The sequence below is a fragment of the Pseudoflavonifractor sp. AF19-9AC genome, assembly GCF_003478995.1.
In the GTDB taxonomy this organism is placed as follows: domain Bacteria; phylum Bacillota; class Clostridia; order Oscillospirales; family Oscillospiraceae; genus Lawsonibacter.
Genome location: NZ_QUGI01000007.1, coordinates 1 through 19,063, shown reverse-complemented (window position 1 = coordinate 19,063; position 19,063 = coordinate 1). Strand labels below are relative to the sequence as shown.

The following is a 19,063-nucleotide window of genomic DNA, read 5'->3' as shown; positions in this document are numbered from 1 at the left end:
GGCAGACCCTGGCTTTTTTCGCCTTCCGGCAAGATTGCCTAAGGGCACTTGCAAAGACGGGGGTTCTATCATATAATAAGTGCTATTCTATCAGATGGAAGCCTTGGCTGTGGGCCCGTCCCATCCAAAGGAAAGCCAGAGGACATGCGCCGGCTAGTCCGGCGGTAGGAGGCACTATGAAATTCATCTCCTGGAACGTAAACGGCCTGCGGGCCTGCATGAAGAAGGGATTTTTGGACTTTTACCAGCAGGAGCGGCCTGACTTCTGCTGTCTGCAGGAGACCAAAATGGAGCAGGGCCAGGCGGACGTCCCCCTGGGGGAGGAAATTCTGGAGTACTGGAACTCCGCGGAGAAGAAGGGCTACTCCGGCACTGCCGTCTTTACCCCCCACCAACCTCTGGCCGTGGCCTACGGCATGGACCGGGAACCCCACGACCACGAGGGGCGGCTTATTACTCTGGAGTATGAGCCCTTCTACCTGGTGTGCTGCTACACCCCCAACTCCCAGGACGGGCTGAAGCGTTTGGACTACCGCATGGAGTGGGAGGACGATCTGCGGGACTATCTCATGTCCCTGGACAAGCATAAGCCGGTCATCTACTGCGGTGATCTGAATGTGGCCCACCAGGAGATTGACCTGAAAAACCCCAAGACCAACCGCATGAACGCCGGCTTTACCGACCAGGAGCGGGAGAAAATGACCGCCCTGCTGTCCTCCGGCTTCACCGACACCTTCCGCTTCCTCTACCCGGACGTCACGGGGGCCTACTCCTGGTGGTCCTACCGCTTCCAGGCCCGGGCGAAGAACGCGGGGTGGCGCATTGACTATTTTATTGTATCCGACCGCCTGCGGGATAAAATCCGCCGGGCGGAAATTCTCAGCAGCGTGGAGGGCAGCGACCACTGCCCGGTGCTGCTGGAGCTGGATCTCTGATCCCGGAGACTGAGGGATAAAACAGCATAGAAAGAGGGAATCTGTATGAAATTGGCACAGCTGTTCGGACAGGGAAAGACTGTATTTTCCTGTGAGGTATTTCCCCCCAAGCGGGACATGCCCATTGACAGCATCTACACTACCCTGGATGGGCTGAAGGACATCCACCCGGACTTCATCAGCGTCACCTACGGCGCTGGCGGCTCCAAGGTCAACCAGACCACCCGGGAGATTGCCTCCATCATTGAAAATAAATACCACATTCCTGCCATGGCCCACCTGACCTGTGTGGGAGCCGACAAGAATGACGTGGATCAGCTGCTGGCCGACCTGAAGGCGGACGGCGTGGAGAACATTCTGGCGCTGCGGGGCGATGTGAACCCCGACGTGCCCCCCAAGACCGACTTTGCCCACGCCAGCGACCTGGTGACCTACATCCGCAGCCACAGCGATTTCGGCGTGTCCGCCGCCTGCTACCCCGAGGGACATCTGGAGAGCCCTGACATGGTCAGCGATATCCGCCACCTAAAGGAGAAGGTGGACGCGGGCGCCCAGCACCTGGTGAGCCAGCTGTTCTTCGACAACGAGGACTTCTTCCGCTTCCTGGAGCGCTGCCGCATCGCCGGCATCAACGTGCCCATTGAGGCGGGCATCATGCCCGTGCTGTCCCAGGCCTCCATCCAGCGGATGGTGTCCATGTGCGGCGCCAGCATGCCCAGCAAGCTCACCCGCATCCTGGCCCGCTACGGCGATCACCCCGACGCCCTGCGTGAGGCGGGCATTGCCTACGCCATTGACCAGATCTCCGACCTCATTGCCGGCGGCGTGGACGGCATCCACCTCTACACCATGAACAATCCCGCCGTGGCCCAGCAGATTGCCGGCAGCATTTCCTCCATCCGCAGAGTATAAAAGGAAAAAATTTAAGAAGATTTAAGAAAAATTTTGTCCTCCTCTAATCGGCCCGTGGTATTCTGTGGGAAACGAGAGATAAGGAGGTGATAACCACGGGAAAGACAGCCAAGAGAGTGTGCCTTGCGGCCACCGTGCTGCTGCTGGCAGGCGGGGCTTGGGGCCTTTACCAAAGCGGCTTTTTTGCCGCCTGTACCTCCCAGCAGGCCCTTCAGGACTACATTGCCCGGCGGGCGCCCTATGCCCAGCTGTGGTTCTTTCTTCTGCAGCTTCTTTCGGTGGTGCTGGCTCCCATTCCCAGCAACATCACCGCCCTGGCGGGCGGGGTGCTCTTTGGAATGTGGAGCGCATTTCTGCTCACTTGGGCGGCCGTATTTTTGGGCTCCCTGCTGGTGTTTGGGCTGGCCCGGGCGCTGGGGCGGAACTTTGCGGACCAGGTGGTCAGCCGCCGCCTGTCAGAGAAGTACCAGGCGGTGATCCACGCCAAAACCACCGTGTTTTTGACGCTGGCCTTTTTGTTTCCCTATTTTCCCGACGACGTGCTGTGTATTCTGGCCGGACTGACGGACATCTCCTTCCGGCGGTTTGCCCTTATCGTGCTGCTCACCAGGCCCTGGGGCCTTCTGGTGGCCAGCGCCCTGGGCGGCTCTACGGTCCGTGTCCCCATATGGGGATTGGCGACGCTGGGCGCAGCGGGACTGGCCATCTTTGTGCTGGGCATGAAGTATGGCGATCGGGTGGAACAGTGGGTGCTCCGCCATCTGGTGCACCACCGGAAGGAGCCGGACCAAACATAATTCGAACAGACGAGCCATTCTGTACACTGGGCAGGATGGCTCGTTTTTGCGGGAGAAAAAGATTTTAAAAATTTTTTCATTACCCCCTTTACAAGCGCTTCGGAATATGCTAATATCTTGTTGTAAATAAGAATCAATACTGTTAGGGAGGTGGCCTGTGGAACGTGCAACCAGATACAGCAAGAAGCGGGAGGCAATTTTAAATGCCATCCGTGCAACGGATATCCACCCGTCCGCCGAATGGGTCTATCAGACCCTGAAACCAACCCACCCTGACCTGAGTCTCGGAACAGTCTACCGAAATTTGAGCCTGTTTCAGCAGCAGGGGATCATACAGAGTGTGGGCGTGGTCAATGGCCAGGAGCGGTTTGACGGCGTTGCCACACCGCACAGCCATTTTATCTGCCGCTGCTGCGGCGCGGTCATGGACCTGCACCGGGTCAAGCTGGACCCGGCACTGGACCGCAGCATAGCGGAGGAGTATGGTCTGGCGGTGGAGCGGCACGAGCTGACCTTTTATGGTTCCTGCCAAGCCTGCATGACCAAAGAGCAATCCAAGATGCCAACCAAAGAATCCATCTGCGTATAACGCAACATTATGTGAGGAGGAAATTTTATTATGAAGAAGTTTGTATGCACCATTTGTGGTTATGTTCACGAGGGCGACGCCGCTCCTGAGGTTTGCCCCATCTGCAAGGCCCCCGCTGAGAAGTTCAAGGAGCAGGTCGGCGAGAAGAGCTGGGCTGCTGAGCACGTGGTGGGCGTGGCCCAGGGCGTGGACGAAGAGATCATCAAGGGCCTGCGCATGAACTTTGAGGGCGAGTGCTCCGAGGTCGGTATGTATCTGGCCATGGCCCGTGTGGCTCACCGCGAGGGTTACCCCGAGATCGGTCTGTACTGGGAGAAGGCCGCCTATGAGGAGGCCGAGCACGCCGCCAAGTTTGCTGAGCTGCTGGGCGAGGTCCTGACCGACTCCACCAAGAAGAACCTGGAGATGCGTGTGGACGCCGAGAACGGCGCTACCGCCGGCAAGTTCGAGCTGGCCAAGAAGGCCAAGGAGCTGGGTCTGGACGCCATCCACGACACCGTGCATGAGATGGCTCGCGATGAGGCCCGCCACGGCAAGGCTTTCGAGGGCCTGCTGAAGCGCTACTTCGGCTAATAAAATTCCGCCCTGTTGGCGAAACTGACTTCATATTTGGTGAAAGGAGTTTTTCCGATGGATAAGTATGTGTGCCCCTGTGGCTACGTGTATGACCCCGCTGTGGGTGACCCCGATCACGGCATCGCCCCCGGCACCCCCTGGGAGCAGGTTTCCGAGGATTGGGTGTGCCCCGTGTGCGGCCTGGGCAAGGACATGTTCGAGAAGGAGTAAAGTAGCTTGGTGGGAAGGCGGGCAAAGTTGCCCGCCTTCTTTTGTATATGTTTTATTGTCATATTATAGTTTGTCAATAGTTTCTATCTAAACGTAACCTGAGAAGCAGAGTTCATGGTACAAGGATTATACCGTGAGCTCTGCTTTTTTATTTTTTGAGATAGGGTTTTGGTTAAATAATGCCTAGCCTGAGAGCGAAGGAATTTTAACAATAAAGTTTATAAGAGAAATTAGATAAAAAAATAGTGTATTAAGCGGCCTATTAGAATAAATGATTTCATAGAAAGACGAGTCGTAATACAAAATTTTTAATGCGAATTCGCCTGAAATAAGTTTTATGATATTGCTAATTGAGATGTTGAGACATCGATAATTTCAGGAGGTAATCGTAATTAAAGCAGGAGTATCTACCTTCGTAGACATAACAACCTCTTTTTTCCCATAAAATAAGGCAGGAAAAGAGGGGTTGATGTGCAGTTTAGGAAAAATGCTGTCGGTCAGACAATTCGGACCCTGCGTCGGTCAAAAGGAATTTCACAAGATGTATTAAGTGGGTTTGCAGGCATTGCTAGAACACATTTGTCGATGATTGAAAACGGGAAAAAACAGGCTAATTTTGAAACAATTTGGAAAATTGCGTATGCGTTGGATATGCGGCCAAACGAACTGGTAAAGAAAATGGAAGAGTTTATGGAAAAAGAATTATAGACATGTGTTGCTATAGGGTCGATAAGATGATGAGAAATGATAAAGGCCACCCAGGTTGTGGCCTTTTCATATAGAAGCAATAAAGTCTTTGGACTCTTGGATAAAGGCACTGGCTAAAGGCGAGGCGTATTTTAGCGAGCGAATGCATATTCCAATGTTGCGGTTATAATTTCTTGTTAGCGGACGTGTAACTACGTTTCGGGAGTGGGCAGTTATGGCAAGCTTTGGAATTAACGAAACACCTAGACCGCGCTCTATCATGGCAATGGTGGCCACGTCTCCTTTGATTCGAAAACGGATATTTGCGGTTAAATTCTCTGACTGCAATACATATAGAACACTTTCGTCTCCCCCAGAGTTAGGTACAAGAAAGGGAAATTGGATGAGGTCTTTTAAATCAATTTTCTTTTGTTGGGAAAGAGGATTATCTCTGGATAATACGGCCAGGATAGGATCCGTCCACAGAGAAATAAAATCAAAGTTTTCTGGAACAGGGGTAGAAACAAATGCAACGTCAATTTGGCCTTTCGATAGATCTTCCAGAATCGTGCCGTAAACACCTTCAAATATTTTGAGATCGATGTTGGGGTGCTTAAGGAGAAATCGGTAGATAATTTCTGGTAACCATTGTGAGCAGACGCTGGGAAGCGCTCCAATCCGCAACTCTCCAATTTCGAGCCCCTTGAGACGATAGGAGGCCTCTACCAACGAGTTTTCAAGAGAAATAATCTGTTGCATGAATCCCTGTAAGTATTGCCCATTTTCAGTGGGTAAGATCCCGTCTTTTGTTCGGATAAGCAGTGGAAAACCAAAGTCCTGTTCCAAAGAAGAAATCATGAGGCTGATTCCAGGCTGCGTATAACCCAGAATTTTTGCTGCTTTTGTTAAGTTTTTTTCTTCAACTGCAGTTAAGAAAGCGCGATATTTCTGAATGCTCAAAGCGATACCTCCATAACAAAATATTATGCCTATGATTTATAACATTTAATTTACAAATGATATAAAACAATATACAATTTGGACAAGAAAAAAGCAAGGGGAAAAATAAAATTTGTGGAAATGAAAAAGAGAGGGGAGCTTACTCCCTAATTTTTAATAAAACCTAATTTAGCACGCTAATTAAGGAGAAAAGACTTTGGCTATTTTTTGTTGGGCCTATGGATCATCTCCGTCTTGCTGAAAAGCAGTAAGAACAAGGTTGTATGCAACCAATAAAAACGTAGGCGCAGCAATGAATAAAATTAAAGAAGCAAAGGAGAAAACATCATGCAGAAAAAGTTAGCTTCCATCCTAGCAATCGCTTTGACCCTTGCCTGCTTGACCGGATGCGGCAACACGACGTCTTCTTCTGGCAGCAGCGCTAACTCAGGAAGTTCCTCCTCTTCCGGGAGCTCTGGCGACACTTTGAAGATCGGTATTGGATGTCCTCTGACCGGAACTTCTGCTTCGTATGGTGAGTTGATGAAGCTGGGTGCTGAGTTGGCGGCAGAGGAATTGAACGCCAACGGTGGTGTCAACGGCCAGATGGTTGAGATCGTAGCCTATGATGATAAAAACGATCCTAAGGAAGCTGCACTGGTTGCCCAGCGGTTTTGCGACAATGAGGATATCTTTGCTGTAATTTCCCACGGTGGCAGCACACAGACTCTGGCTGCGGCTCCTATTTACGAGGCGGCTGGCTTGACGAACATGGCTCCTAGCTCCAGCGCATCGTCTGTGACTGAGCAGGGATATCAGTACCTGGTTCGTCATGTTATCCGCGAGGATAGACAGGCTCCCCAGGTCATTGGTTTCATGGCCAATAACCTGGGTTTTGAGAAGATCGCTATTGTTTACGCCAACAACGACCACGGTCAGGGCAACCTGGAGACCTCTCTGGAGGTTGCTGAGCAGTTGGGGCTCGAGGTAGTAGCAACTGAGACTTATAACCCTGGTGTTGAGAAGGATTTCTCTGCTCTGCTGACCAAGATCAAGAAGGCTGAGCCGGATGGAATTGCAATTTACGCTGACTATACAGAGGGCGGTATGATTCTGGGTCAGGCCTATCAGCTGGGTATGGAAGACATGGTCTGGGTTGGACAGAGCTCTCTGACCTATAATCGCCTGATTGAGCTGGCTGGTGTGGATGCCCTTCAGAATCTGTACATGACGGTTACCTTCAATCCCTATTCTACCCGTGAGCCTGTTGTGAAGTTCATGGAAGAGTTCCAGGCAGTGCGTCCCGGTGAGATTCCCTCCGAACCCTGCGCGTTCAGCTATGATATTGTCAAGGTCTATGCTCAGGCCATTGAGGCTGGTGCGACCAAAGACAATTTGGCTCTGTTTATTAAGAACTTGGTGCCCGATCAAGAGACCTTTGTGGCACATGATCTGCTTCTGGGCGATGAGGTCCAGTGGGACAGCAAGGGTGACGTTACTCCCCGCGGTGTTGAAATGCTGAAGGTCAGCCCCGAGGGCGAGTTTGTAAGCACGGATATTGCTGTGGACGTGTCTGGTATTGATATGGAAGGCGTTGTCGGCTAAGACCCATCAAGTAAAAAAGTTTCTGAGAATTGCGGGACTACGGTCCTGCAATTCTCAGAAACAGATATACAAAAGCCAGAAAGGAAACGTATATAGTTATGAGTAAATCAGAGTTTATTATGCGGTGGCCTGAATTTGACAAGCAGGTTCGGTGTCGTCCTATTCATCACAACCGGGAGCTGTTTGATTGGTTCATGTCCAACTTGCCTACAAAGTGTGTACAGACTGTCACCGTAGTAGCCGGACTGCAGCTATACATGCAGAATGTAAAGATGCCAAAAGTAGAGTGTAATTGGATTCAGGAAAATCAGCCGCTGGAGTACATGGCCGATTACCCTGTGGGTCGGTTTATGTTCTTTATGACAGCTGGATATGTGGCTAATTTTACCGTGAAGGCTGGCTACGCAACCGAACCCATGCCGTATCCCACTTGGGCAGAAGTGGCTGACGAGGATAAAGAGACCTTTGTGACGGTAGCGAATGCCATTTGGGAAAGCCTTCTGATGGATAAGAAGACGTACCATGTTGAATTTTTTGCGGCGGAGGATTAAAAGATGGACTGGAAAGCATTGAAGAACGAAATTGAGACCATAGCCGCACAGAGTGTGGAGAACTGTCCGGAAGATATTCTTCGGGTATTTGAGTACGAAATTGCTCCTTCTCGATGCGGTACAGGTGGCCTGATGATGGGTCCCTGGTTCGAGGGTGCTACGGCAAGCCGCTATCTGGTTCCCTATTATGTCTACAATATCATCAAACTGACCAAGGATTCCAATCTGCCGGTAGAGAAGATGAAGCAGCAGATGAATCTGCTACTTCCGAAGGCGCTTGGAACTGCAGAACTGTCCGGTATGTGGACTCTGGCTGATTTGACCCGCCGTACCATGGCATGTGTCAACGAGATGAACGATAAAGATGAGATTTTGCAGCTGCTCAACGCGCTCTATTTGTATGGCTCGAGCATCAATGCCTGGCAAAATTATCGGGTCAAGTGGGGCCTGAGTGCCGCGTTTGTCATTCCCAACCGCAAAGAACTGGTGGAAATGGCTTGCCGCGCCGACGAAAGCTATATTTGAACCTTGGGAGGAACAAATGATGTTACAGTTTAAAATGGTTTGGCCGCAGCTCAATTTGTCTGTCCGTTGCCAGTCCTGTGGAAAGAATGAAAATGCACTGAAAGCACTTATTGAGAATATGCCCATTAAGACGATCCAAGGCCATGAGATGGTGGGCGGTTGGATGCTCCGAAATCGATCTGTCTACATGGGAAAGCGCTTTTTTGACATTCCGCCCCAGGAGATGGAGAGTGAATGCATGAAGGATGCCCCGGTCGGGCGAATCAGTCTGCTGTTTCCTCAGGGGAACAGTACAGAGATGCTGGTAAAGTATGATGAGTGTGAGGATTCTCGCAGCTATACGCCTGTGGCGGATGTGGTGGAAGAGGATCTGGAGACCCTGAAGCAGGTTGGAAAGCTGCAGTGGAAGAGCGCCACACGCACTAAAGAAGTGTTGGTTGTGGAATTTGTTGCGGAGGACTGAAATATGAAGACGTTTAAACAGCTCAAGGCTGAAATTGAGGAGCAGATCGCCGTGTCGTCTCTGGAGCCCGATCAGGATGTGCTGGATGTGTTCCGTTATTCCATCAGCAAAGCGGGCGCTGGATATCCTCAGGATAACCAGATTTTCACAACCTGGTTCTATGGAGCTCCCGACTGCGGATATGTAACAGATTGGTGTTATTTCTTGGTAGAACTGGCCAGAGACGAGTATTATTCCATGGAGGAGCTTTGCAAAATTGCTCGCTTCTGGTTTGTACAACCCTCTCACTTTGGAGAGTATTGTGGACTCTATAAGCAGTATTATTTCACCAAAGAGATTGACAAGATCATGGATACGCTTACCCGACAGGAATTTGTGGAATTGCTTTCTGCTTTCCGTGCCTATATTGCAAATGTAAATGTTTGGGTGTTCCAGTATTTCCCATGGGGTGTGGGTCAGGCTTTTATGCGCAAGGATCAGAAGTATTATGAGGAAGCCCTGTCCCTTTGCAATGGATAATTTCATAGCAGGAAAAAGAGAAAGTTCTCGCTATGCATAGATAGGTGGTTACAGTGCGATTTTTTTGTAAAGGAATGAGAGCATGAACCCAGAACTAGAATATTTTTTAAATCAGCTTATTAACGGCCTTTCCCTGGGCAGCATGTACGCCATGATCGCGGTAGGATACAGCATGGTGTATAGCCTTTTGTACTTAATTAACTTTGCACACGGCGACTTGTACGTGTTTGGTACCTTTATCGCACTTGCCCTGTGTACCAGTGGATTACCTATTGTGGCGGCCATGATTTTGGCTGGATTCGCTGCCGCATTAATCGGAATGACCATTGAACGTACCGTATATCGTCCTGTGCGTGGAGCCAGTCGTATGGTGCCCATGATTAGTGCTCTGGGAGCTGCTTTCGTGCTTCGGACGATTGCGCAGGTCACATGGGGAACTGAACCGATGGCATTCCCTGCTCTGATTTCCCGAGGCGCAGGCATTACCATTGGTGAGTTCCAGATTCAGTATCAGCAGATGCTTGTTCTGGCTGTTGCTGCTGTTGCCATGCTGGTCCTGACTTGGGTCATGGAAAAGACTAAGCTGGGAAAAGCAACACAATGTATTATGCAGGACATTACCACAGCTTCCCTGATGGGTATCCCTGTCAATAAGATTATTCCTCTGATTTATGGCTTGGGCGGTTTCTTTGGCGTGATCGGCGGCGTGCTGTTTTCCTCGTATTATAATATCATTTCCATTGATATGGGCATGTGGGGAACAATTAAAGCATGGGCTGCGGCTATGCTGGGCGGTGTCGGAAGCTTTTACGGTTCTTTCTTTGGCGGCATTTTGTTTGGCCTGGCGGAAACCTTTGCTGGAGCATATATCAGCACGGGCTTTAAAGAGGCCATTGGCTACATTGTGATTGTCATCATTCTGTTGTTTAAACCCACTGGCCTGTTTGGCAAAAAGAGAGCAAAGAAGGTGTAAGCATGGATATACGTGTATTAAAATCAACGGCCAAAAAACATAAACGCCTGTTCATTGTTCTTCTGTTTGTAGCGGTAATTATTTTCCCATGGGTCAGTAGCGGTATGACAATCCGTGTGGGCACAAACATCATGATTTACTCCATCTTAACGATGGGTGCCATGCTGATTTGCGGTTACACAGGAATGCTGAACCAAGGTATGGCGGCCTTTTATGGAGTAGGAGCCTATGCTTCGGCGCTGTTGGCCGTTAATTTTGATCTTCCGTTTATTGTTTGTTTTCTGGCAGCGGGTCTAATTACTGCTTTGATTGGTGTCATCATTGCAGTTCCGTGCTTGCGTGTGGAGACCGACTTCCTAAGCCTTATCACCATTGCATTTGCCAATATTTTTACTGCCATTCTGAACAATTGGACGGGATTGACCCGCGGACCCTCCGGCGTACCTGGAATTCCTCCAGCCAAGCTGTTTGGGTTTGAGTTTAATACACCGATCAGAAATTTTTATCTGATGTTCGGCGTGGTTGTGTTGACCTATGTGATTCTGAATAACTTAATTAAGTCCAGAATCGGACGGGCACTGCAGGCAGTACGGGATAATGAAATCGGTGCCAGCTCTGTAGGCGTAAATGTGAATAACAGTAAAGTTTTGGCTTTTGCAATCGGTACGTTTTTTGCCGGTTTAGCAGGCAGCCTGATGGCTCACTTTATCGGATTTGTGGGTCCGACCAACTTTACGTTTGACGAGTCATTGCTGGTTCTGCAGATGTGTATCATCGGCGGCCTGGGCAGTATGCCTGGTGCAATTGTTGGTGCAGCGTTTTTTGTCATTATGCCTGAAGTTATCCGGCCGCTGGCAGTTTACCGAGTCGGTGTCGGCGGTGTGATCATGATTCTGTGCATGCTGTTCCGGCCTCAAGGCATTATGGGCTCCAGAGCCTATGCGGGCAAGGGAGGTTTCCAGGAAAAGATCCGTTCCTTCCTGCGCAAGAGACAGCAGGCAAAGCAGGCTTAAGTATGAACTTGCTGTCTATCACTATAAGGAATTGAGGAGATTAAGATGGCTAAAAAGCAATTTATAATGAGATGGAGTGCATTGAACAAGCAAGTGCGAGTGGAGTCCATTGATCATAACCAGGAAATTTTTGACTGGTTCTTGACAAATCTCCCCACATCTTGTTTGCAGACTGTTACCGTTGTGGCAGGAAAGTCTTTGTTTATGCTGAATTTGCCTATGAGCCAGGAATGCAACTGGATCCAGGAGAACTGTCCACTGGAAGATGTTGTGGAGATGCCAGAGGGCCGGATGACCTTCTTTATGACTACGGGCAATGTGGCAAATCTCAGCTGCAAATTTGATCAAATGACCGAGCCTATGTCCTATGTGACTTGGGCGGAAGTGGTGGAAGAGGACAAGCCCATTCTGCGTGAGGTGGGCAATCGGGTCTGGGAGAACACCATGAGCGATAAGATGCCGATCTATGTGGAATTTTTAGGTGTGGAGGAATAAATCATGGACTGGAAAACTGTGAAAAAGACCATTGATGAGGAAAATGCCAGAATCCTTAAAACACCTCCCGAAGATGTACTGCGCGTTTTTAAATATGAAATTCTGGAAACCGAGGGCGGAACTGGCGGGCTGATGTTGGGCCCCTGGTTTGAAGGAGCGACTGCCAGCCGCTATGTAGGTCCGTATTACGTTTACAATATTGTCAAGCTGGCAGGTCTGCCTGGCTACACGGCTCAGCAAGTCAAGGAAATGACATTCCAGCTGCTGCCCAAAGCAGTGGGTACTGCGAAGCTGTGCGGAATGGCAACCTATGCCGAACTTGCCCAAAAAGTTCTGGATTGCATGAAGGATCTGGACACGAAGGAGGATATGCTGAAGCTGCTTAATGCTCTATATCTGTATGGGTCCAATATGAACGCATGGATCCATCACTATATGAAGTGGGGCATTGGACAGGCCTTCCGGATTCCCACCCGTGAGGAACTGGTGGATATGGGCACCCGGAATGTTGAGAGTTTTGTCTAAAAGCAGCGAAGGAGAGAATAACGATGAAAAAATTTAAAATGCGTTGGCCCGCATTGAAAATGGAAGTTATGTGCGATGGGATTTCTGAAAATCAGGAGGCACTGGATATCCTTGTGGACAATATGCCTGTGAAGGCCATTCAGGGCCACGAAATGGTAGGTGGCTGGATGCTGCGCGCCCGCGCGGTACACCTTCAGAAGGTTCCCTTTGAGCTGGAAGCGGCTCAGATGAAGAATGAGAAAATGAAGGATGCTCCGATCGGCCGGGTTTCCCTGCTGTTTCCCCAGGGAGGAACTACTGAGCTGCTGGTAAAGTATGACGCTTGTGTGGATGACCGTGACTATATCCCAGTGGCGCAGGTTGCGGAGAAGGACTTGGAGGTACTGAAGAAAGTGGGAAGACTTCAGTGGCAGAGCGCGACCAGAACGAAGGAAATTTACCACGTCGAATTTATGGAGGTGGAATAAAGATGAAGACCTGGCAGGAATTAAAAGCTGAGATCGATCGGGAATCTCTTTTGACCACATTGGAGCCCGTGCAGGATGTGGTAGATGTATTCCGGTATTCCATTAGCAAGGGAGGAGCCGGCGTTCCCAACGACAACCAGATTTTTACCACCTGGTTTTTTGGTGGCGCTGATGTAAATTACCTGGCTGATTGGTGCTATTTTATCATCGAGTTGGCGAAGAAAGAGAACTATAGCATGGAGCAGCTTTGTCAGATGACACGCTTCTGGATTAAGCAGCCCTCTGAATTTGGTAGTTACTGTGGCCTGAGAAAGCAGTATGAGTTTTTCCAGCAGCTGGACGAGATTATGGACGGACTGGAGAAGTCAGAGCTGGTCGCGGTTCTGGACAGCTACCGGAGTTACCTGAGTAATATTAACGTATGGGTATATCAGTATATGCCGTGGGGTGTCGGTCGTGCGTTCCACAGAAAGGACAAAGCCTATTACGAAGTTGGCAGAAAGCTGGCCGAGGGTATCTGATTTATCACTGATATCAGACGGCACAGCGCCGTGTACGACCAAAAATAAGAAATCGTGCAGCTCCGTTGAATGCACGATGAACGGGAGGATATTCAGTGGAACATTTATTAGAAGCCAATGGCATTAAGATGTACTTCGGTGGCGTGCACGCGGTGGATGACGTGTCCCTGTTTGTCGATACCAATGAGACGCTCGGTATTATTGGTCCAAACGGCTCTGGAAAAACCACGTTCTTCAATGCGTTGACAGGAATCTATAAGCCAACAGGCGGAACGTTTATCTTTGAAGGCAAAGATATTACGGGTAAAGAGCTGGATAAGATGGCGGGCCTGGGCATTGCACGTACCTTCCAGAATCTGAGAATTTTCCATGCACTCACAGTGAAGGAAAATGCCCTCATTGGCCAGAATCTGAACATTAAAACTTCGTTTTTGGATAATATGCTTCATACACGCAAATTTAAGGAGGAGGAGCAGAAAGCGGCAGATTTGGTTGAAGACGCGCTTACTCTGGTCGGACTTAAGGGCATGGATCAGGAAATTGCCGGAAGCATGCCTTACGGACAGCAGAAGCGCCTGGAATTGGCCCGGGCATTAATGTGCGAGCCCCGCCTTCTTCTGCTGGACGAGCCTACTGCGGGTATGAATAGCGTAGAGGCCCAGGAATTGATGGAACTGGTGGCAAAAATCAAAGAGGAGAAGAAAATTTCCATTATCTTGATCGAGCACAACATGAAAGTAATGATGCGTGTAGCCCAACGAATTGTGGCAATGGACAATGGACATAAAATTGCGGAAGGCCTTCCTGCAGAGATCCAAACCAATGAGCACGTGATCAGAGCCTATTTGGGAGGGAAATAAAAATGCTGATTTCCATTAAGGACTTGGATGTGCATTATGGCCCCATTGAAGCTCTCCGGGGTGTCAACATTGAAGTGAAGGAAGGAGAAATTGTAGCTATCGTTGGGCACAACGGAGCTGGAAAGTCTACTCTCCTGAAAACTATTTCCGGGCTGGTACGGCCTACTCGTGGAGACATTGTGTTCGAGGGAAAATCCATTGCTGGGCTTGAGGCTAATACAATTGTTAAATTGGGCATTGCCCACACGCCTGAGGGCAGACAGGTATTTCCTGATTTAACGGTTGAGGCCAATTTGAACGCTGGAGCCTATACCAGACGTGACCGGGATGGGGTAAAAGCAGATATTCAAAAATATTATGAAAAATTTCCTATCCTGGGAAAACGAAAGAACCAGAAAGCCGGCCTGATGAGCGGCGGTGAGCAGCAAATGCTGGCCATTGCCCGTTCGCTGATGTCTCGGCCTAAGCTGCTTATGTTGGATGAGCCCTCTCTGGGTTTGGCCCCGGTTGTGGTGGATGACGTATATGAAATTATTACGCAGATCGCAGCTGAGGGAACAACCATTCTGCTGGTGGAACAAAATGCTGTGCGTGCTCTGGGAGTCGCAGATCGTGCATATGTATTGACAAATGGAACAATTGAGATGTCTGGAACCGGCGCGGAACTGGCGGAGAATGATGATGTCCGCAAGGCCTATCTGGGTGTCTAAATGATTCGGTTTCATGTGACGGATTTTTAAGAACCTGGAAAGAAAGGAGCAGTCAGTTGGTAATCTAAATTTACCAGTTGGCATAACCGTTATGAAAAAAATTATTAACAAGCCCGAAAATGTAGTAACAGAAATGCTCCAAGGTATGGCAAAAGCATACCCAAAGTTGTGCTACACCCCTGAAGTAGAGGTGATTAGCCGTAAGGAAATGGGAGATCAGGTCGGAATTGTCTCTGGTGGAGGTTCTGGACATGAGCCGGCCCATGCTGGTTATGTGGGCGAGGGAATGCTGAGTGCAGCCGTTGCCGGGAATGTGTTCGCCTCCCCCAGTCCGGACCGTGTCCTGAAAGGCATTCAATTGGCAGACACCGGAAAAGGTGTTCTGCTCGTTATTAAAAACTATTCCGGGGACGTTATGAATTTCTCTATGGCTCAGGAACTGGCGGAGATGGAAGGAATTTCCGTTCGCAGTGTTGTGGTCAAAGATGACGTAGCTGTACCGGATAGCACGTTTTCGACCGGTCGCCGTGGCATTGCTGGAACGGTGTTTGTACACAAATGTGCTGGCGCAAAAGCAGCGGCAGGTGGAAGTCTGGATGAAGTTGCCGACGTAGCACAAAAGGTGATTGATAACGTTCGGAGCATGGGAATGGCAATGTCCCCGTGCGTGTTGCCCGGTGTAGGAAAGCCTGGTTTTACACTGGAAGAAAACGAAGTGGAGATCGGGATGGGAATCCATGGAGAGCCAGGGGTCAGCAAGACAGAGATGAAAACGTCTCAAGAAATTGCGCAGCTTCTGGTGAGCAAGATCATGGAGGACTATGATTATACTGACAGTGAAGTGGCCCTTATGATCAATGGCCTGGGCGGTACGCCTTTGATGGAGCTATATATTTTGGAGAACGATGTGTGTAACTACCTGGAGCAGCTCGGGGTACGGGTATATCGCTCTTATGTAGGAAATTACATGACCTCCATTGAAATGGCTGGGTGTTCTGTCAGTCTGCTGAAACTGGATGGTGAGCTTAAACAATTGCTTGATGCGCCCTGTGATACTCCAGCACTCCGGCAGTAAACGGGAAATCTCGGACAAAGAAAAGTGGGGATAGAACAATGAGTATTTCGTTCGGTAGCAAGGAATATATGGACTACTGCCAGCGCGCGGCAGAGTTAATTGCGCAGGAGAAAGACTACATTACAGAACTGGACGCAGTCACGGGTGACGGCGATCATTGGGCTAATTTGAACATGGGGTTTCAGAAGGTTGTAGAGGCAAAAGATGAGCTGTCTAAGCTGCCTTTGAACGAAATGTTCAAAAAGATTGGGATGCTTATGATGAGTGGCATTGGTGGCTCTTCCGGCGTACTCTATGGAAGCGGATACATCAGTGCGGCGAAAGAAGTTGGAACTCAGGATAATATTGATGTTGCACTTCTCAGCCGCATTCTCATGGCTATGCTGGAGGGTATCTGTAAGCGAGGAAACTCCGGACCAGGCATGAAGACAATGATTGATACGCTCTACGCTGCTGCCAACGAGCTGAAAGAGGCGGTGGAGGAAGGAGCCGAGGATCGAGATGCACTGGTGCGTATGGAGCGGGCTGCCTATCGCGGAATGGAGAGTACCAAGGAGATGGAGGCAATTCGCGGACGTGCCTATTACCAGGCGGAGAAAGGTGTCGGACATCTGGATCCCGGTGCAGTGACTATGTATTATCAGCTGAAGGTTCTCTCCGAATGTATGTTGGAACAGTGTTGAGCAATACCAGTCAGACAATAAGCAAGCTGGCTTGATACAGAGCAACGGGGGCATCCTGTTGACACTCATTCTGGTGGCTGGGCTGGATGCATAAATGTTGGGTGGGGATCAAGTGAACAAGGACAAGACGAGGCTGAAAGATTTGCCTGTTTTGGGACGGCGGTGCATCTTTAGTGAGTTCCTTTTTGGAGTCTGCTATGGTGCATGGTCCATTGCTATGAATTTTTACCTTGCTGCTTGCGGAATTAATGAGACTCAAATTGGAACACTGCTGTGTCTCGGATATTTGGTAACCGCAATTACATCATTTTTTGTAGGAACAGCAGGGGATAAATACGGTTTTCCGCTTGTTATGGCAGTTGGCACCTTCTTAATGGGGGCGTCCCTAATATTGGTCTCAAATGTTCAGCAACTATGCCTGTTTTACCTTGGTCACGGGATCTATTGTGCCGGACTTGGCTGCGTTATGTCCATGGAATTTAACCTTCCGCTGAGCCTGGTAAAAGAATCCCAGCGTCAATACAGCTATAATTTGGTGTTGGCAATCTATTTTTTAGGCAGCATTGCGGGAAGTGCATTATGCAGTATTTGCCTTCCATTGTTTCCAGCAGAAAATCCGTACCGATATATCTTGATGCTTTGCGCTGGCCTTTATATGTTGCTTACGTGGTTTCGAGGGAGATTGCCTCGTCAACCGGCCAATGTGAGTCACCACCGTGAGCACAATGGAGTATGGATACTTTTGAGAAAGAGAAGTGTTCGATATTATTTGGTTTACGGGTTCCTCACCTTTGGACTGTTGACGCTGTCAACGGGCATGCTCAATCTGGTACTGCGTTTATGGCACGGTATGTCAGATCGTGTCGTAGGGATTGTATTTTCACTGAACTCAGTAGCGGGATGCGCAATTCTGCTCTTATTGCCTGCTGTGGTGCGCCGGATTGAATTGCATCAAATTTCAAAAGTGACCTTCCTTTTGCAAGTCGTCGCTTTTGTGGTAATGACGTTTGCACCTGGAGGGTTATTCGTTGGGATGACAATATTGCGTACAGCAACCTGCAATATCTTGTACACTAGCGTAGACAGCCCTATGTTGCAATCAGTCCCCCAGCAATGGCGCGGCAGCTATGCCGGGATGCGAATCTTTTCCAATTATATCGGGACGAGTGCGGCGTCAATGCTGTCGGGATGGTTAATTGGGTTAAAGGCTTTTCAATCACTTTTTATCTTATGTGCCGTAGTAGCGTGCGTGCAAATCCTGATATATCAATTTTTATGCAGCCCATTTTTACGTAGACAAAGTATTGATGATTTAAATGAGAACTAATGGTGTGCAGTGCTGATATGTATTTGTACGTGCATCAATGGATTTAAAAGGAGTAGGACATCAATGAACAAGGTAATTTTGAACGGAACCGACCTGAAGATCGAAGATGTGGTAAACGTAGCCCGCCACGGCTATCAGGTGGAGCTGGCCCCCGAGTGCCGCGCCAAGATTGAGGAAGTCCGCAAGTACATGGAAGAGGAGTGGATGCGCGAGGACGCTCCCGCTGTGTACGGCTTCAACACCGGTCTGGGCAAGCACAAGGACTGCAAGGTGTCCATTGAGGAGAGCGACCTGCACCAGTATCGCACCGTCCTGTCCCACTGCGGCGGCGTGGGTGACCCCGCCCCCGAGGAAGTGGTGCGCGCCACCATGTGTGTGCGTCTGAACGCCTTCTGCCGCGGCGTGTCCGGTCTGCGGATCGTTGTGGTGGACCGCCTCATTGATATGCTGAACAAGGGCGTGCATCCCGTGGTTCCCTTCCAGGGCTCCGTGGGCGCCTGCGGCGACCTAGCTCCCATGGCCCACATTGTCTCCGTGCTCATTGGCGTTCCCCAGGCCGAGGCCTTCTACCAGGGTGAGCGGCTGCCCGCTCAGGAGGCCCTGAAGAAGGCCGGTATGGAGCCTGAGTTCCAGCTGAAGGCCAAGGACTGCCTGGCTCTGCTGAACGGCACCACCATGTTCGCTGCCATGTCCTGCCTGTGCTTCCACGATGCCGAGCGTCTGTACAAGCTGTCTGAGGTGACCACCGCTCTGTCTCTGGAGGCCGTCCGCGGCGAGACCCGCGCCTTTGATCCCCGCATCCAGAGCGTCCGTCCCTACGAGGGCCAGATCAAGGCTGCTGCCAACGTGATGCGCCTGGTGGAGGGCAGCGAGCGCGTGACCGAGGATGCCCGCAAGGTGCACCTGGATTACGACATCATGCACCCCCACTATCAGGAGCGCGTTCAGGACGTGTACTCTCTGCGCTGCATGCCCCAGGTTCAGGGCATCTGCCGTGAGAACCTGACCTACGTCAAGCATCTCATCGAGGTGGAGATCAACTCCGCCACCGACAACCCCCTGATCTTCCCCAAGGGCGACGGCCACTACGAGTTCCTGTCCGGCGG

The 19,063-nt window shown here is 50.1% G+C and carries 25 protein-coding genes; 24 read left to right on the top strand and 1 reads right to left on the bottom strand.

Translation table 11 applies throughout. From position 1 onward, the window contains the following. Positions 1–176: 176 nt before the first annotated feature. The 7 genes from DWX58_RS11925 to DWX58_RS11895 all read left to right on the top strand — a co-directional run bounded on the left by DWX58_RS11925 (position 177) and on the right by DWX58_RS11895 (position 4,727). The gene (locus DWX58_RS11925) at positions 177–935 is read left to right on the top strand and encodes an exodeoxyribonuclease III (protein WP_118644126.1); all 759 of its coding nucleotides are present in this window, start codon (positions 177–179) and stop codon (positions 933–935) included. A gap of 45 nt (positions 936–980) precedes the next feature. Continuing rightward, positions 981–1,847, top strand: a complete 867-nt coding sequence (gene metF / locus DWX58_RS11920) for a methylenetetrahydrofolate reductase [NAD(P)H] (RefSeq protein WP_118644124.1) — start codon at positions 981–983, stop codon at positions 1,845–1,847. A gap of 116 nt (positions 1,848–1,963) precedes the next feature. Continuing rightward, a complete protein-coding gene (locus DWX58_RS11915) occupies positions 1,964–2,644 on the top strand; it encodes a VTT domain-containing protein (protein WP_118644122.1) in 681 nt (226 codons plus the stop codon). Between the two features lie 157 nt (positions 2,645–2,801). Next, positions 2,802–3,233: a transcriptional repressor gene (locus DWX58_RS11910; RefSeq protein ID WP_118644120.1), complete on the top strand. Its 432-nt coding sequence runs from the start codon at positions 2,802–2,804 to the stop codon at positions 3,231–3,233. 30 nt (positions 3,234–3,263) lie between these two features. Next, a complete protein-coding gene (locus DWX58_RS11905; RefSeq protein WP_118644118.1) occupies positions 3,264–3,806 on the top strand; it encodes an NADH peroxidase in 543 nt (180 codons plus the stop codon). A gap of 57 nt (positions 3,807–3,863) precedes the next feature. After that, positions 3,864–4,019, top strand: a complete 156-nt coding sequence (locus DWX58_RS11900; RefSeq protein ID WP_118644116.1) for a rubredoxin — start codon at positions 3,864–3,866, stop codon at positions 4,017–4,019. Between the two features lie 471 nt (positions 4,020–4,490). Next, a complete protein-coding gene (locus tag DWX58_RS11895; RefSeq protein ID WP_118644114.1) occupies positions 4,491–4,727 on the top strand; it encodes a helix-turn-helix transcriptional regulator in 237 nt (78 codons plus the stop codon). Between the two features lie 66 nt (positions 4,728–4,793). Here DWX58_RS11895 and DWX58_RS11890 read toward each other — a convergent pair whose 3' ends face one another. Continuing rightward, the gene (locus DWX58_RS11890) at positions 4,794–5,666 is read right to left on the bottom strand and encodes a LysR family transcriptional regulator (RefSeq protein WP_118644112.1); all 873 of its coding nucleotides are present in this window, start codon (positions 5,664–5,666) and stop codon (positions 4,794–4,796) included. A gap of 327 nt (positions 5,667–5,993) precedes the next feature. Between DWX58_RS11890 and DWX58_RS11885 the strand changes: the two genes are divergently transcribed. From DWX58_RS11885 to DWX58_RS11805, 17 genes are all read left to right on the top strand, one after another. Continuing rightward, complete coding sequence (locus DWX58_RS11885; RefSeq protein WP_118644110.1) at positions 5,994–7,250, top strand: ABC transporter substrate-binding protein; 1,257 nt, start codon at positions 5,994–5,996, stop codon at positions 7,248–7,250. Positions 7,251–7,348: 98 nt separating this feature from the next. Next, positions 7,349–7,801: a hypothetical protein gene (locus DWX58_RS11880; RefSeq protein WP_118644108.1), complete on the top strand. Its 453-nt coding sequence runs from the start codon at positions 7,349–7,351 to the stop codon at positions 7,799–7,801. A 3-nt stretch (positions 7,802–7,804) separates the two neighbouring features. Continuing rightward, a complete protein-coding gene (locus tag DWX58_RS11875; RefSeq protein WP_118644106.1) occupies positions 7,805–8,326 on the top strand; it encodes a hypothetical protein in 522 nt (173 codons plus the stop codon). Between the two features lie 118 nt (positions 8,327–8,444). Continuing rightward, positions 8,445–8,789 (top strand): hypothetical protein, encoded by a 345-nt coding sequence (locus DWX58_RS11870; RefSeq protein WP_147382271.1) that lies wholly within the window; start codon positions 8,445–8,447, stop codon positions 8,787–8,789. Between the two features lie 3 nt (positions 8,790–8,792). Beyond that, positions 8,793–9,308 carry a hypothetical protein gene (locus tag DWX58_RS11865; RefSeq protein WP_118644102.1) on the top strand — a complete coding sequence of 172 codons (516 nt, stop codon included), beginning with the start codon at positions 8,793–8,795 and terminating at the stop codon, positions 9,306–9,308. A gap of 82 nt (positions 9,309–9,390) precedes the next feature. Further along, the gene (locus DWX58_RS11860) at positions 9,391–10,281 is read left to right on the top strand and encodes a branched-chain amino acid ABC transporter permease (RefSeq protein ID WP_118644100.1); all 891 of its coding nucleotides are present in this window, start codon (positions 9,391–9,393) and stop codon (positions 10,279–10,281) included. Positions 10,282–10,283: 2 nt separating this feature from the next. Further along, a complete protein-coding gene (locus tag DWX58_RS11855) occupies positions 10,284–11,294 on the top strand; it encodes a branched-chain amino acid ABC transporter permease (protein WP_118644098.1) in 1,011 nt (336 codons plus the stop codon). Between the two features lie 204 nt (positions 11,295–11,498). After that, the gene (locus tag DWX58_RS11850; protein ID WP_118644096.1) at positions 11,499–11,789 is read left to right on the top strand and encodes a hypothetical protein; all 291 of its coding nucleotides are present in this window, start codon (positions 11,499–11,501) and stop codon (positions 11,787–11,789) included. Positions 11,790–11,792: 3 nt separating this feature from the next. Then, positions 11,793–12,314 (top strand): hypothetical protein, encoded by a 522-nt coding sequence (locus DWX58_RS11845; protein ID WP_118644094.1) that lies wholly within the window; start codon positions 11,793–11,795, stop codon positions 12,312–12,314. Positions 12,315–12,337: 23 nt separating this feature from the next. After that, positions 12,338–12,781, top strand: a complete 444-nt coding sequence (locus DWX58_RS11840) for a hypothetical protein (RefSeq protein ID WP_118644092.1) — start codon at positions 12,338–12,340, stop codon at positions 12,779–12,781. Positions 12,782–12,783: 2 nt separating this feature from the next. Next, the gene (locus DWX58_RS11835) at positions 12,784–13,302 is read left to right on the top strand and encodes a hypothetical protein (protein WP_118644090.1); all 519 of its coding nucleotides are present in this window, start codon (positions 12,784–12,786) and stop codon (positions 13,300–13,302) included. A gap of 95 nt (positions 13,303–13,397) precedes the next feature. Beyond that, complete coding sequence (locus DWX58_RS11830) at positions 13,398–14,162, top strand: ABC transporter ATP-binding protein (protein WP_199648809.1); 765 nt, start codon at positions 13,398–13,400, stop codon at positions 14,160–14,162. After that, entirely contained in the window at positions 14,159–14,872 is a 714-nt protein-coding gene (locus DWX58_RS11825) for an ABC transporter ATP-binding protein (RefSeq protein WP_347559176.1), read from the top strand. Before DWX58_RS11830 ends, DWX58_RS11825 begins: the two co-directional genes overlap by 4 nt. Before the next feature lie 91 nt (positions 14,873–14,963). Then, entirely contained in the window at positions 14,964–15,947 is a 984-nt protein-coding gene (gene dhaK, locus DWX58_RS11820; protein ID WP_118644088.1) for a dihydroxyacetone kinase subunit DhaK, read from the top strand. A 38-nt stretch (positions 15,948–15,985) separates the two neighbouring features. Next, the gene (gene dhaL / locus DWX58_RS11815) at positions 15,986–16,630 is read left to right on the top strand and encodes a dihydroxyacetone kinase subunit DhaL (protein WP_118644086.1); all 645 of its coding nucleotides are present in this window, start codon (positions 15,986–15,988) and stop codon (positions 16,628–16,630) included. A gap of 112 nt (positions 16,631–16,742) precedes the next feature. Continuing rightward, on the top strand, positions 16,743–17,957 hold the full coding sequence (locus tag DWX58_RS11810) for an MFS transporter (RefSeq protein WP_158579277.1): 1,215 nt from the start codon (positions 16,743–16,745) through the stop codon (positions 17,955–17,957). 63 nt (positions 17,958–18,020) lie between these two features. After that, on the top strand, positions 18,021–19,063 hold a 1,043-nt coding region (locus tag DWX58_RS11805; RefSeq protein WP_147382270.1), incomplete at its 3' end, for an aromatic amino acid ammonia-lyase.

Bases quoted from the DNA above. Each gene is read 5' to 3' on its own strand.
- DWX58_RS11925 (WP_118644126.1), top strand. From the start codon at position 177: ATGAAATTCATCTCCTGGAACGTAAACGGCCTGCGGGCCTGCATGAAG.
- metF (WP_118644124.1), top strand. From the start codon at position 981: ATGAAATTGGCACAGCTGTTCGGACAGGGAAAGACTGTATTTTCCTGT.
- DWX58_RS11905 (WP_118644118.1), top strand. From the start codon at position 3,264: ATGAAGAAGTTTGTATGCACCATTTGTGGTTATGTTCACGAGGGCGAC.
- DWX58_RS11900 (WP_118644116.1), top strand. From the start codon at position 3,864: ATGGATAAGTATGTGTGCCCCTGTGGCTACGTGTATGACCCCGCTGTG.
- DWX58_RS11885 (WP_118644110.1), top strand. From the start codon at position 5,994: ATGCAGAAAAAGTTAGCTTCCATCCTAGCAATCGCTTTGACCCTTGCC.
- DWX58_RS11880 (WP_118644108.1), top strand. From the start codon at position 7,349: ATGAGTAAATCAGAGTTTATTATGCGGTGGCCTGAATTTGACAAGCAG.
- DWX58_RS11875 (WP_118644106.1), top strand. From the start codon at position 7,805: ATGGACTGGAAAGCATTGAAGAACGAAATTGAGACCATAGCCGCACAG.
- DWX58_RS11870 (WP_147382271.1), top strand. From the start codon at position 8,445: ATGCCCATTAAGACGATCCAAGGCCATGAGATGGTGGGCGGTTGGATG.
- DWX58_RS11865 (WP_118644102.1), top strand. From the start codon at position 8,793: ATGAAGACGTTTAAACAGCTCAAGGCTGAAATTGAGGAGCAGATCGCC.
- DWX58_RS11860 (WP_118644100.1), top strand. From the start codon at position 9,391: ATGAACCCAGAACTAGAATATTTTTTAAATCAGCTTATTAACGGCCTT.
- DWX58_RS11855 (WP_118644098.1), top strand. From the start codon at position 10,284: ATGGATATACGTGTATTAAAATCAACGGCCAAAAAACATAAACGCCTG.
- DWX58_RS11850 (WP_118644096.1), top strand. From the start codon at position 11,499: ATGCTGAATTTGCCTATGAGCCAGGAATGCAACTGGATCCAGGAGAAC.
- DWX58_RS11845 (WP_118644094.1), top strand. From the start codon at position 11,793: ATGGACTGGAAAACTGTGAAAAAGACCATTGATGAGGAAAATGCCAGA.
- DWX58_RS11840 (WP_118644092.1), top strand. From the start codon at position 12,338: ATGAAAAAATTTAAAATGCGTTGGCCCGCATTGAAAATGGAAGTTATG.
- DWX58_RS11835 (WP_118644090.1), top strand. From the start codon at position 12,784: ATGAAGACCTGGCAGGAATTAAAAGCTGAGATCGATCGGGAATCTCTT.
- dhaK (WP_118644088.1), top strand. From the start codon at position 14,964: ATGAAAAAAATTATTAACAAGCCCGAAAATGTAGTAACAGAAATGCTC.
- dhaL (WP_118644086.1), top strand. From the start codon at position 15,986: ATGAGTATTTCGTTCGGTAGCAAGGAATATATGGACTACTGCCAGCGC.